This window comes from Aeromonas sp. 602396, from assembly GCF_049173735.1.
Taxonomy (GTDB): Bacteria; Pseudomonadota; Gammaproteobacteria; order Enterobacterales; family Aeromonadaceae; genus Aeromonas; species Aeromonas veronii_A.
In genome coordinates, this window is sequence record NZ_JAAKSD010000008.1 from 1 (window position 1) to 13217 (window position 13217).

The following is a 13217-nucleotide window of genomic DNA, read 5'->3' on the forward strand; positions in this document are numbered from 1 at the left end:
GACTGGAGCGGGGTCGTGAATGGCAATGTGGCGGGGACCACGGACGAGGGTGGGGCAGACAGCAAGCCCTTCACCGTGACCGTCACTGCAACTAATGATGCTCCCATGCTGACTGTCTCGGATCTGCGCATATCCGAGGAGGGATTACCGGGATCCAATCCAGACAATTCACCCAATCCCGGCGATATTACCGATAGCACCTCGACCCATGCGACGGCAAGTGTGACAGATATCGACAGCAATACCTTTACGTTCACTCTTTCTGCTCCATCTGGCCTGAGCTCTGGAGGGGTACCAGTTGTGTGGAGTGGTATAGGGTCTGCGACACTGGTGGGTTCAGCGGGAGGGATCCCAGTCATACAAGTATCTGTAGATCCGGTTGGTAAATATACCGTCACCTTGCTGGGGCCCATCGATCATGAATTTGGAGACAATAAGGAAGGACTGAAGACATTTACCTTCAACCTGTCAGCCAGTGATGGTGACTTGAGTGATACCAAGCAGGTCAGTGTTGTTATTGAAGACGATATGCCCGTGATCACAGGCATCGAAAGTCTGGAAGTGATGAATGTAGCCGACATCACTACCGGTGGATTGTTTGGCGTCTCTTTTGGTGCTGATGGCCCTCTGGGTACTGGTGGACTGAAACTGACTGGATGGCCTGATTTGGCAGGGATCACCGAAACCTTGTCGACTGATGGCAAGACTCTGGTAGCAACCATTGATGGTAGTGGGCAGCCACCTAAAGTGTTCTATACATTGACACTCAATGACGACAATACTTACAGCTTTGAACTGGTTACTCCCCAGCCAACCCAAACTTTCTCGATCGGGGCACAGTTCGGTGCTGGCGGGCCTGTTGAGACGATCGGAGTTACTGCTGGCGGGATTGGTGTACTGTTCGATGGTCTGCTGTTCAATGGCAGCGTCAATAATCCTCAGGATCTGCCGGGGAGTGATGCAGATAATCTCAACCCGAACAACAATGGTTTCGGGATTAAGAACGGCAACCTGGACAATAACGAAGGGTTCAAGGTATCCACGACTGCAGCCGTTGATGGGCTCTCTTTCAACGTCTACGGGGTTGGCAACACCAATACCAGCACCATACAGTGGGTGGCTTATGCTGCCGATGGCGTGACCGTCGTCGATTCCGGAGAGCTTGTTCTGTCAGGACTCAAAGGGTCGATGCAGTTGGCCAGCATAGAACCCGATGGGGAGTTCAGCCAGCTTTATGTCCGCTTTGTGCTGAATGGCAATGACTCGGTGAGGATCGAGAATTTCGGAGTGATCGACAAGATCACGCCTCCTGATATTGACCTTGATTTCAGTGCTACCTTGACTGATGCCGATGGAGATAAAGCCAGCGCCAACTTTACTGTATCGGTCAAGAGCAATGAGCCTCCCGTCGCGTCCAATATTCTGGTTGTGGGCAGCAACACCTCGGATACCCCCGACACTACCGGGACCCCCGGCACGGATGATGATCACAAGGTGCCCAACTCCAACGGTAGTGTGGATGGTCTGGTTGCAGGCGGTGCTGGTCACGATATTGTGGTGGGGGACATCGGCGGCACCAGTACCAATTTCATCCCGGGTGAGAATTACAATATTGCCCTGGTGGTCGATGTGTCTGGAAGTATGGCTGGAGCACGACTGAATATGCTCAAGGCCTCCCTGACCCATTTGGCCAACCAGTTGAAAGATCATGATGGTGAGATCAATGTCACCTTGATTGGTTTTGCGGCGAATGCCAGCGAGAGTGTGACAATAGTAGGGCTTGATGCCAGTAATGTGAGCAACCTGACCAATGCCATTGATGCACTGGTTGCCAATGGTGGCACCAACTATGAAGCCGCGTTCAATCAGGCCGTGCAGTGGTTCAATGATGGTAGCAAGGCTGCTCCCGGTTACCAGAACCTGACATTCTTTGTCACGGATGGTAACCCGACTTACTACCTCAATGACAGCAATCAGGTCGCCGGACCAGGCAACAGCACCACATTTGAGGTGATCAAGGAGTCGGTGGATGCTTTTGTTTCACTCAGTGCCATCAGCCAGGTCAATGCAATCGGGGTGACCAATGATGTTAACAAGGATTTGTTGAAGTTCTTTGATAACACGACTGAAACGGCAGATCAGTTTTACTCGGCAGGCAGCTTCCTTGACTTGGCCACATTTGGTAGTGGTAGCGGCATAAATGCCGCCTCGGGATGGGTGCTCAGTGGTGATGCTCAGGGATCGCATACTGTTACAAATGGAAGCTTGCGGATCCGGGATGATCGAACCGGTTCTGATTCTGACAGGACAATATTGGCGCTCGCCGTGGCCAATGCCATCCAGGTTTCTGCGGCACAAGCCGGAGCAAGTCTGCAGTTCCAGTATGCCTTGAATGGTGTTAATAGCAGCGACAGCTTCACCTGGAAGTTGGTGAAACTCGAGGGTGGCGTCTGGGATATGCTCAATCCAGTGCAAACGGGCACCATTACTGGCGTTAGTTCATCTGTTTTGACGGCTTACAGCACTATCACAACCGATGGACTGCCTGTCGGGCAATACGGGTTTGTGTTCGAACTGCTCGACAGCTCCAATGACCGGAATGCTGAGGTACGGATAGACAATATCCGGATCGAGCAGGGTTTCAATGCCCCGATCGGCGATGCCCAGATTGTGACCAGTGCCGAGCAGTTGACGGCAGCCCTGACCGAGGGGGATCAGATTACTGTGTTGCTGGGGGCCGGCAATGACGTGGCCGATGGTGGTGTTGGCAATGACATCCTGTTTGGCGATGTACTCAATACCGATACGCTGGCCAGCGAGTTGGGACTGGATCTGCCCCAAGGTTCTGGTTGGCTGGTATTTGAAACGCTGGAGTCCAGTCATGGGTGGACACGTGAACAGACGGTGGATTACATCCGGACCCATATTACTGAGCTGAGTGGGGAGAGTAGCCGCAGTGGTGGTAATGACACCCTATATGGTGGCAGTGGCAACGATATCCTTTTTGGCCAGGAAGGGAACGACACCCTTGTTGGAGGTGTCGGTGATGATTATCTGGATGGTGGTTCTGGTAGCGATATACTCACGGGCGACCTTGGTAAGGACATTCTGATCGGCGGCCTTGGCAGCGATACCATGACCGGTGGTGGGGAGAGTGACACCTTCAAGTGGCTGGCGGGGGATGCGGACGGCAGTATCGATACCATTACTGATTTCACTTTAGGTGATACCAACAATGGTGGAGATGTACTGGATCTCTCGGATCTGCTGGTCGGCGTACCTGCAGTGGGGAACAACGAGGATCTGGCAGCCGTGCTGGACAACTATCTGCAGTTCAACACGACGACCAAGACGTTGACGATAGATCCTGCCGGGGCCGGTGGGAGCCCGGAACTGACCATCCAGTTCCAGAACTCACTCGACCTCGCCTCACTGGGCTCCAATCAGGAGATCATCAAGCACTTGCTGGATGACGGTAACTTGAAGGTTGATCCGTAACCCTCTCTCGGGGCCGGGCTTGCCTGGCCCCTGTTTTTTCTTTAGGTGGATGGATAAGATAGCGGCCGTAGAAGAGAGGGTAATCATGCAGTCATTCAACTGGGTCGACATTGATGGCATCCGTTATAGCTGGGATGGACAGGGCAACATTACCTGCGCAGGTCAGTTTGGCTATCAGGCCTCGATCGCCGGTGATCGGCTGGATGGGATGGAGATAGAGAATGAGGCCGGTGATGTCGCGGGCTCGCTCTATGTTGACTTTGCTGCAGCCTCTATCACCTATGTGCCTGTTTTGGATACCGAGTCTGCCCATAACATGATTCTGGTTGGCCATGAGCAGGGTCAGCAGGAGTATCCACTGGTCAGTTTTCACCCTCCGTTGTTGCAAAATTTGCTTGGGCCGTCTGATACCATCCCTTGGTCTGCGATGGAGGAGGCAATTGGTGGCACCGATCTCGGACAGGCGGTGCAAGGACATGTTCTGTCGTGGGACTCGTTCCATTTCGATGATGAGGTGCAGGTCTGCGGTGCGACATCGTCACAAGATAAGGTAGAGCAGAGCCCAGATGTCTGCAGCGTGGTCACCATCAGTCTCGATCTGACCAATCAGATACTGGATCAGTTCCCCCCCTCGCATGATATATGAATCCCGTAGCTGCACGGGCATAATGGCCTCAATCTTTTCGATTGAGGTTTTTTTCTATGTGGCGTCCCCTTCTTACTCTTTCCGCTCTGGTTGTCAGTGCTCCGCTGCTGGCGATTGAAGTGCCGCAAGCGCCCCATCTGGTGGTGAGTGGTTATGCCGAGCAGAAGACCGAACCCGATATGCTCACCCTCAATGTGGCGGTGAGTGCACTGGATAAGCAGGGCCTCAAGGCCAAGCAGCAGGTCGATACCAAGGTCGCAGCCTTTTTCAGCCAACTGGAAGGGCTGGGGATCAAGCGCAGCGATGTTGAGGCTGGCAACCTGATGGTCTCTCCGGAATATCAGTATGGCGAGAACAAGAAGCCGGTATTGTTGGGATACCGTGCTCAGCGACAATTGGCGGTGAAGCTCTATCAGCTCGACAAGTTGAGCCCCCTGATGGATACCGCACTCAAAGCCGGGCTGGAGTCCGTATCCCAGATTGAGTACGGGTTGAAATCGCCGCAGGTCATCAAGGAGCAGGCCCGTTTGAATGCCGTTGAGGATGCCAAAACCAAGGCTGAATCTCTGGCCAAGGCCTTCGGGATGAAGCTTGGCAAGGTCTACAGTGTGGAGTACCGCAATGCTTCGCCCATTACCGCCTACAGCCGCAACCTGAAGGTAGTGCAGGCCATGGCGATGGCTGCACCTGCGGCGGATATGGCGGACAACAGCTATCAACAACAGCAGATCACGGTAAGTGATAATATTGAGGCTGTTTTCTTGCTGGAGTGATGCCCGTCGTTTAAGTCCAGTCATGAACACCCCCGCCATTTGCGGCGGGGTTTCTATTGCGCATCGATGCAGATATAAAAAAGCCGACGCTCGTGTTTACTAAATCGAGCATCGGCTTTTTGTTGCGCTGGGTTTATCAGGCGGTCACAGCATCAGCCTTGGTCGCTTCCGGCGCCGGGTTGCGGATGAGGTAATCAAACGCACCCAGTGCGGCGGTGGCGCCAGCACCCATGGAGATGATGATCTGCTTGAACGGTACCGTGGTGGCATCGCCAGCGGCGTAGACGCCGGGCAGGGAGGTCGCCCCTTTGGTATCGATCTCGATCTCGCCAAAGCGGGTCATGGCAATCTCGCTCCCTTTGAGGAACTCAGTGTTCGGTACCAGGCCGATCTGGACGAAGATGCCCGCTACCGCCAGGTGCTTGATCTCACCTGTGGTGCGATCTTCGTAATCCATGCCGACCACCTTGCTGCCATCACCGATCACTTCGGTGGTGCGAGCGCTCATGATGATGTCGATATTGCCCATGGAGCGAGCCTTCTTCTGCAGCACTTCATCGGCACGCAGGGTGTCGGCGAACTCCACCACAGTCACATGCTCGACGATGCCAGCCAGATCGATGGCCGCCTCGATACCGGAGTTACCGCCACCAATCACAGCTACTCGCTTGCCCTTGAAGAAGGGGCCATCGCAGTGCGGGCAGTAGGCCACGCCCTTGGTGCGGTACTCAAGCTCGCCCGGTACGTTCAGATCACGCCAGCGGGCACCGGTAGCCAGGATCACGGCGCGGCTCTTCAAGGTGGCACCAGAGGCGAGATCCACGTTCACATATCCATCTTTGCTGATGGCGGCGGCGCGCTGTTCGGTTATCACTTCCACGCCGTACTGTTTGACGTGCTGCTCCAGGCTGGCGGCCAGTTTGGGGCCTTCGGTGTAGGGCACGGAGATAAAGTTCTCGATACCGACGGTGTCCATCACCTGACCACCGAAACGCTCGGCAACGATGGCGGTGCGAATGCCTTTACGGGCGGCATAGATGGCCGCTGCGGCGCCAGCCGGGCCACCGCCCACCACCAGTACGTCGTAGGGATCTTTCTCATTCAGCTCGGCAGCCTTGCGCTCGGCGGCGCCGGTGTCGAGTTTGGCGACGATCTCTTCCAGCGATATCCGGCCCTGGCTGAACGGTTGACCGTTCAGGTAAACATTCGGTACCGCCATGATTTGACGCTCGGCGACCTCTTCCTGGAACAGGGCGCCGTCGATCATGGTGTGAGTGATGCCGGGGTTCAGGGTCGCCATCAGGTTGAGGGCCTGTACTACGTCCGGGCAGTTGTGGCAGGAGAGGGAGATATAGGTCTCGAAGTGGAACTCACCTTTGAGATTGCGGATCTGCTCCTGCACTGCCGCATCGGCCTTGGAGGGGTGGCCGCCGCTTTGCAGCAGGGCGAGTACCAGAGAGGTAAATTCATGACCCATGGGGATGCCGGCAAAGTGAACACGCGGTGCTTGGCCCTGGGGCGCGACGCTCATGGAAGGCTTGCGAACGGCAGTGCCAGAGGTCTGGGTGATCTTGGGGGACATCTCGGCGATCTCGCTGGCCAGTGCCAGCAGCTCTGCAGATTTGTCGCTGTCGTTGCCGGACACGCTGATCTCGATGGGATTGACGATGTACTGCAGATAGGTGTTCAGCTGTTGTTTGAGGTTGGTATCCAACATGGTCGAATTCCTTCTTGTAATGGCGAGTTGGCATTAAATGTGAGTCGGTCTGCTTTCAGGCCTATTTGGCAATGCCGGAAAGCAGACCGGCCCTTATGCGGGCCGGTCTTGGAAGCGGGAGGCTTAGATCTTGCCTACCAGATCCAGGGACGGGGCCAGAGTGGCTTCGCCTTCTTTCCATTTAGCCGGGCACACTTCACCCGGGTGGGAAGCAACGTACTGGGCTGCTTTGACTTTGCGCAGCAGTTCCAGTGCGTCACGGCCGATGCCGCCAGCGTTGATCTCGACGATCTGGATGATGCCCTGCGGGTCAATCACGAAGGTACCGCGGTCAGCCAGACCAGCTTCTTCGATCATCACGCCGAAGTTGCGGGTGATGGTACCAGTCGGGTCACCAATCATCGGGTACTGGATCTTCTGAATGGTGTCAGAAGTGTCGTGCCATGCTTTGTGAGTGAAGTGGGTATCGGTAGAGACAGAGTAGATCTCAACGCCCAGCTTCTGGAATTCAGCGTAGTTGTCAGCCAGGTCGCCCAGCTCGGTCGGGCAAACGAAGGTGAAGTCAGCCGGGTAGAAGAAGACCACGGACCACTTGCCTTTCAGGTCAGCGTCAGACACCTGAACGAATTTACCATTGTGGTAGGCGGTAGCATTGAACGGCTTGATTTCAGTGTTGATGTAGGTAGACATGTAATTGCTCCTTGGTGATGTACATATGCCGGTCTGGTGTTGAAGAGTCTGCCAGACGAGGCGCTTAACTTTCGATGGATTCATCATAGGGGCTTCCACTAATCGAGAAAAGCCGCAATTTTGAATCGCTTAAATCTACTTATTAGATAACTCACTATGGCTGTACCTAACATGAATATCTCAGGCCTACTGAGATAACTCCTTGTCGTGGTTCAATATCTGTGCGCTACATCGCCTTTTCAAGGCATGGGAAGAGGTGTGCAGAGCCACGATAACGCGATGAGATAAACGGTGGTGCAAACATATAGAGCAAACAGGTGGCGAGGAGGTTGAGACCGTTCCTCGCAGCGATGGGGGATGTGCTGACAAGGGGGAGAGCAGAAAACGCGGATAAAAAAATCCCGGCGCTATCGCAACGACAGGGCCGGGTCATCAAACAAGGAATGGCTATATAAACAAATGCTTTACAGCAAAGACTAACTACGGGGTGTGCAAACTTGCAGACATATGAGAGGAAGATAATGGGTGCACAATCCCTCGTCTTCCCCTCGGCAACTATTGCATGGGAGGGATAATAGTGTGACGCAGATCACAAGGCAAGTGTTTGTTGTAATTTTTCAATCAAAATGAAAGTGTTTCATCATTTCAGCTTATTTAGACGGCTGAAAACGCTTTTATTGTAATTTAATTACAACTTAATCTATCAAAAGTCGGTAGGTGGTTCCTGCTCTTCCATCAATTCCAGCAGGTTGATGGCCACGGCAATAAAGTCCGACTCGGTGACAATGCCGATTAGCTTGCGTCCTTTGAGTACCGGCAGGCAGCCATATCTGTGGCGCTGCAGGTAAAGTGCTGCCTCCTTGATGCCGGCGTGAGGATCTACGCTCGCCACTTGCCGTGTCATGATCTCGTCGAGTTGCACGCTGTCGGTAAATTCGGCTTCCCGCTCCGGGCTGATGAGCAGCAGCTTGGATTCCCGGGTGGCCAGGATATCGGTGAGAGTTACCAACCCCAGCAGGTGATGCTGCTCGTCGACGATGGGAATGTGGCGGATTCGCTCCTGCTGCATCAGGTCCATCGCCTGTTTGACACTGTTTGACGGACCCAGAGTGAAGGGGTGTTCGGTCATGATTTCGGATAGGGTCATCATGGTGGGCCTCCTTGTGTATCTGCTTTCACCCTAGCCCAGCGCCCATTGGCAAAACATGATCAGGGTCAATACAGAACATTAAAGAATCATTAACCGGATGTGTGTCTCAATATTGCTCGCTACCCCTTGTCTCTCTTGGGTTTTTGGTCTTTTGGGTTGCCTTGGAAGATGGGGATAACTAGACTAGCCGCCGATTCCCCCCGAGGTGAAAGATGCAAGTATCCGATTTTCATTTTGATCTGCCAGACGAGCTGATTGCCCGCTATCCGATGGCAGAGCGTACTGCCAGCCGCCTGTTGCAGCTCGATGGTCAGACTGGCGCCCTGCGCCACGGTCAATTTGTGGATGTGCTGGATCAGCTCAATCCGGGTGACCTGCTGGTATTCAATAACACCCGTGTCATTCCGGCTCGCATGTTTGGCCAGAAGGCCAGCGGCGGCAAGCTGGAGGTACTGGTCGAGCGCATTCTGGACGAGCACAGCGTGCTGGCCCATGTCCGGGCCTCCAAGGCGCCCAAGCCCGGCACCCGGATGATCATGGATGGTGGTGTGGAGGCAGAGATGCGCGCCCGCCACGACGCCCTGTTCGAGATCCACTTCCTCGACCCGCGTCCGGTGCTGGAGATTTTGGAGGCCATCGGCCACATGCCGCTGCCCCCCTATATCGACCGCCCCGACGAGGATGCCGACAAGGAGCGCTACCAGACCGTTTACAATCAAAAGCCGGGCGCTGTCGCTGCGCCGACCGCCGGCCTGCACTTTGATGAGCCGCTGCTTGAGAAAATTCGGGCCAAAGGGGTTGAAACGGCCTTCGTCACCCTGCATGTAGGGGCGGGCACCTTTCAGCCGGTGCGGGTAGATAAGATTGAAGATCACCACATGCACTCCGAGTATGCGGAAGTGCCGCAAGAGGTGGTGGATGCCATCGCGGCCACCCGTGCCCGTGGTGGCCGGGTGATTGCGGTCGGTACTACTTCGGTCCGTTCGCTGGAGAGCGCGGCCAAGGTCACCCTGGCGCAGGGCAAACCGCTGGCGCCCTTTTTTAGTGACACCGATATCTTCATCTTCCCTGGTTACCAGTTCCAGATTGTCGATGCCATGGTCACCAACTTCCATCTGCCGGAGTCGACCCTGATCATGCTGGTCAGCGCCTTCGCCGGTTATGACAACGTGATGGCGGCCTATCAGGCAGCCGTGGTCGGACAGTACCGTTTCTTCAGCTACGGGGATGCCATGTTCGTCACCCGTCGCCAGGTTGAAGCATAAGCTTCAGCTTATTTACCGGGCCGTGAGCGGCCCTCCTATAGTCAGACTGTTTATCTGACGCAGCCGAGGTAGCAATGAAATTTGAACTGAAAACCACCGACGGCCGTGCCCGTCGCGGTCAACTGGTCTTCGAACGTGGTGTGGTACAAACGCCGGCCTTTATGCCGGTCGGGACGTACGGCACCGTCAAGGGGATGACCCCGGAAGAAGTGCGTGAAACCGGCGCCCAGATCCTGCTGGGTAACACCTTCCACCTCTGGCTGCGTCCGGGTCAGGAAGTGATGCGTGCCCACGGCGATCTGCACGATTTCATGAACTGGCAGGGCCCGATCCTGACCGACTCCGGTGGTTTCCAGGTGTTCAGCCTGGGCCATATTCGCAAGATCACCGAAGCGGGCGTCCACTTCCGTCACCCCATCAATGGCGAGAAGATCTTCCTTGACCCCGAGAAGTCCATGGAGATCCAGTACGATCTGGGCTCCGACATCGTGATGATCTTCGACGAGTGCACCCCGTACCCGGCTACTTATGAAGAAGCGCGCAAGTCCATGGAGATGTCCCTGCGCTGGGGCAAGCGCTCCCGCGACAAGTTTGATGCACTGGGTAACAAGAACGCCCTGTTCGGCATCATTCAGGGCTCGGTCTACGAAGATCTGCGGGATGTCTCCCTAAAGGGGCTGCTGGAGATCGGTTTCGACGGTTATGCGGTCGGTGGTCTGGCCGTGGGTGAACCCAAAGAGGACATGCACCGCATCCTCGAGCACGTCTGCCCGAAAATTCCAGCCGACAAGCCGCGTTACCTGATGGGGGTCGGCAAGCCGGAGGATCTGGTGGAAGGGGTGCGCCGTGGTATCGACATGTTCGACTGCGTCATGCCGACCCGCAACGCCCGCAACGGCCACCTGTTCACCACCGATGGTGTGGTGAAGATCCGCAACGCCCAACATCGCAACGACACCAGTACCCTGGATGCCGAGTGTGATTGCTACACCTGCAAGAACTACAGCCGAAGCTACCTGCACCATCTGGACAAGTGCAACGAGATCCTCGGTGCCCGTCTGAATACGATTCATAACCTGCGTTATTACCAGCGTGTGATGCAGGGTTTGCGGGACGCGATCGAGCAGGGTAAATTAGACGACTTTGTAACAGAGTTTTACCGTCGGCAAGGGAAGCCTGTGCCTCCGTTAGCTGAAAATGACGTTAAATAACAACAACATATAATTTTTTTTTAAATCTACATCAATAAGAGGTTGTTAAATGAGCATTATCTCCAAGGCGTATGCAGAAGGCGCAGCACCGGGTGCACAGGGTGGTGGTATGGAAATGATCATCATGCTGGCCGTATTCGGCCTGATTTTCTACTTCATGATCTATCGTCCCCAGGCCAAGCGTGCCAAGGATCACCGCAATCTGATGAGCTCATTGTCCAAGGGTGATGAAGTGCTCACTTCCGGTGGCCTGGTTGGCAAAATTGCCAAAGTGGCTGCAGACAGCGATTACCTGGTGATCGCCCTGAACGACCAGACTCAAGTCACCATCAAAAAGGACTTCGTCTCTGCCGTTCTGCCCAAGGGTTCTATCCAGTCCCTTTAATCTCCCAAGGAGCACAGCGTGTTGAATCGCTATCCGCTGTGGAAATACCTGATGGTGATCCTGGTGATCGCCATCGGTTTTCTATATGCAGCCCCCAATCTTTACGGCGAAGATCCGGCTTTGCAGGTTTCTGCCAGCCGTGGTGCCGAAGTCAAGCTAGATACTCTTGATCTGGTGAAAGAGACCCTTGAAGCGGCCAAGATCCCGGTCAAACATGCTGCATTCGAGCACGGTTTTATCCTGATCCGTTTCAAGAACACCGAAGACCAGCTGAAGGCGCGCGATATCGTTGCCAACAAGCTGGGCGACAACTTCATTACCGCACTCAACCTGGCACCTTCCACTCCCGCCTGGCTCGAAGCCATCGGTGCGGCGCCTCTGAAGCTGGGTCTTGATCTGCGCGGTGGTGTGCACTTCCTGATGGAAGTGGACATGGCCGAAGCACTGACCAAGCAGCAAGAGCAGATGGTGCAGGATTTCCGCTCCGAGCTGCGCACCCAGAAGATCCGTTACTCCGGCGTGCGCCGGGTCGGTGATCAGGTGCAGGTGATCTTCCGTGACGAAGCCGATCAGGAACGCGCCGTTTCTCATCTGCGTCGTCAGAACCCTGATTTGACCTTCACTACCGAGCAGAAAGGGGATGAGTTCATCCTGCTGGCTGGTCTGAGCGAAGCCAAGATAAAGGAAGTGAAGAAGTACGCCCTCGAGCAGAACATCACCATCATCCGTAACCGGGTCAACGAACTGGGTGTGGCCGAGCCGCTGGTACAACAGCAAGGTGCCGAGCGCATTGTCGTTGAACTGCCCGGTATTCAGGATACCGCCCGCGCCAAGGAGATCCTGGGGGCAACCGCGACCCTGGAGTTCCACATGGTCGATGAGACTGCCGACATCCAGGCTGCGGCCGACGGCCGTGTCCCGCCCAGCTCCAAGGTCTACAACGATCGCAACGGTCGTCCCGTGGTGCTGCAAAAGCGGGTGATCCTGACCGGTGACCACATTGTGGGTGCCCAGTCCGGTTTCGACGAGTACAGCCGTCCCCAGGTCAACATCAAGCTGGATGGCCAGGGTGGCAACAAGATGGCCAACTTTACCAAGGATAACGTCGGTAAAGGGATGGCGACCGTCTTCATCGAGTACAAGCCGGTCGGTCAACCGGGTCCGGATGGCAAGCGCAAGTTCCGCAAGCAGGAAGAGGTGATCAACGTCGCCACCATCCAGTCGCGTCTTGGCAGCCAGTTCCGTATCACAGGTATCGACAACGCCAACGAAGCCCACAACCTGGCGCTGCTGCTGCGTGCCGGTGCCCTGATCGCCCCGATCCAGATCGTGGAAGAGCGCACCATTGGCCCGAGCCTGGGTCAACAGAACATCGACAGCGGTATGGAAGCCATCGGCTGGGCCATGCTGGTGATCGTGCTGTTCATGGGGATCTACTACCGCGCGTTCGGCTGGGTTGCCAATCTGGCGCTCTGCATGAACCTGGTGTTGATTGTCGGCATCATGTCGATGATCCCGGGGGCCACCATGACATTGCCGGGTATCGCCGGTATCGTCTTGACGCTGGGTATGGCGGTGGATGCCAACGTACTGATCTACGAGCGTATTCGTGAAGAGATCCGCAACGGTCGTGGTGTTCAGCAAGCCATCCATCTGGGCTTTGATCGAGCATTCTCCACCATCGCCGACTCCAACGTGACCTCGCTGATCACCTGTGTGATCCTGTTCGGTATCGGCACCGGCGCCATCAAGGGCTTTGCCCTGACGCTGGGCATTGGTCTGACCGCCTCCATGTTTACTGCCATCACAGTTTCCCGTGCCATTATCAACCTGGCTTGGGGTGGACGGCGTATCGACAAGCTGCCCATCTGAGGATAGAGAG

10 protein-coding genes are annotated in these 13217 nt (G+C 55.4%); 7 read left to right on the forward strand and 3 right to left on the reverse strand.

Going from position 1 to position 13217, the window contains the following annotated elements; translation table 11 throughout:
• Positions 1-15: 15 nt before the first annotated feature.
• From G5229_RS11180 to G5229_RS11190, 3 genes are all read left to right on the forward strand, one after another.
• Complete coding sequence (locus tag G5229_RS11180) at positions 16-3498, forward strand: VWA domain-containing protein (protein WP_421206637.1); 3483 nt, start codon at positions 16-18, stop codon at positions 3496-3498.
• A gap of 85 nt (positions 3499-3583) precedes the next feature.
• On the forward strand, positions 3584-4144 hold the full coding sequence (locus G5229_RS11185) for a hypothetical protein (protein ID WP_042056172.1): 561 nt from the start codon (positions 3584-3586) through the stop codon (positions 4142-4144).
• A gap of 56 nt (positions 4145-4200) precedes the next feature.
• Positions 4201-4917 (forward strand): SIMPL domain-containing protein, encoded by a 717-nt coding sequence (locus G5229_RS11190; RefSeq protein ID WP_005337338.1) that lies wholly within the window; start codon positions 4201-4203, stop codon positions 4915-4917.
• Between the two features lie 136 nt (positions 4918-5053).
• Here G5229_RS11190 and ahpF read toward each other — a convergent pair whose 3' ends face one another.
• The 3 genes from ahpF to G5229_RS11205 form a co-directional block, all read right to left on the reverse strand.
• Positions 5054-6634, reverse strand: a complete 1581-nt coding sequence (gene ahpF / locus G5229_RS11195) for an alkyl hydroperoxide reductase subunit F (protein WP_421206635.1) — start codon at positions 6632-6634, stop codon at positions 5054-5056.
• Between the two features lie 123 nt (positions 6635-6757).
• The gene (gene ahpC / locus G5229_RS11200; protein ID WP_005337335.1) at positions 6758-7324 is read right to left on the reverse strand and encodes an alkyl hydroperoxide reductase subunit C; all 567 of its coding nucleotides are present in this window, start codon (positions 7322-7324) and stop codon (positions 6758-6760) included.
• A gap of 703 nt (positions 7325-8027) precedes the next feature.
• Positions 8028-8474 (reverse strand): CBS domain-containing protein, encoded by a 447-nt coding sequence (locus G5229_RS11205; protein ID WP_013723842.1) that lies wholly within the window; start codon positions 8472-8474, stop codon positions 8028-8030.
• A gap of 212 nt (positions 8475-8686) precedes the next feature.
• Between G5229_RS11205 and queA the strand changes: the two genes are divergently transcribed.
• From queA to secD, 4 genes are all read left to right on the forward strand, one after another.
• Positions 8687-9739, forward strand: a complete 1053-nt coding sequence (queA, locus tag G5229_RS11210; RefSeq protein ID WP_042056163.1) for a tRNA preQ1(34) S-adenosylmethionine ribosyltransferase-isomerase QueA — start codon at positions 8687-8689, stop codon at positions 9737-9739.
• Positions 9740-9813: 74 nt separating this feature from the next.
• Positions 9814-10950 (forward strand): tRNA guanosine(34) transglycosylase Tgt, encoded by a 1137-nt coding sequence (gene tgt / locus G5229_RS11215; protein ID WP_005337329.1) that lies wholly within the window; start codon positions 9814-9816, stop codon positions 10948-10950.
• A gap of 49 nt (positions 10951-10999) precedes the next feature.
• Positions 11000-11335: a preprotein translocase subunit YajC gene (gene yajC, locus G5229_RS11220; protein ID WP_005337327.1), complete on the forward strand. Its 336-nt coding sequence runs from the start codon at positions 11000-11002 to the stop codon at positions 11333-11335.
• An 18-nt stretch (positions 11336-11353) separates the two neighbouring features.
• Complete coding sequence (secD, locus tag G5229_RS11225) at positions 11354-13207, forward strand: protein translocase subunit SecD (protein ID WP_005337324.1); 1854 nt, start codon at positions 11354-11356, stop codon at positions 13205-13207.
• The last annotated feature ends 10 nt before the right edge of the window (positions 13208-13217 follow it).

Bases quoted from the DNA above. Each gene is read 5' to 3' on its own strand.
- G5229_RS11185 (WP_042056172.1), top strand. From the start codon at position 3,584: ATGCAGTCATTCAACTGGGTCGACATTGATGGCATCCGTTATAGCTGG.
- G5229_RS11190 (WP_005337338.1), top strand. From the start codon at position 4,201: ATGTGGCGTCCCCTTCTTACTCTTTCCGCTCTGGTTGTCAGTGCTCCG.
- ahpF (WP_421206635.1), bottom strand. From the start codon at position 6,634: ATGTTGGATACCAACCTCAAACAACAGCTGAACACCTATCTGCAGTAC.
- ahpC (WP_005337335.1), bottom strand. From the start codon at position 7,324: ATGTCTACCTACATCAACACTGAAATCAAGCCGTTCAATGCTACCGCC.
- G5229_RS11205 (WP_013723842.1), bottom strand. From the start codon at position 8,474: ATGATGACCCTATCCGAAATCATGACCGAACACCCCTTCACTCTGGGT.
- queA (WP_042056163.1), top strand. From the start codon at position 8,687: ATGCAAGTATCCGATTTTCATTTTGATCTGCCAGACGAGCTGATTGCC.
- tgt (WP_005337329.1), top strand. From the start codon at position 9,814: ATGAAATTTGAACTGAAAACCACCGACGGCCGTGCCCGTCGCGGTCAA.
- yajC (WP_005337327.1), top strand. From the start codon at position 11,000: ATGAGCATTATCTCCAAGGCGTATGCAGAAGGCGCAGCACCGGGTGCA.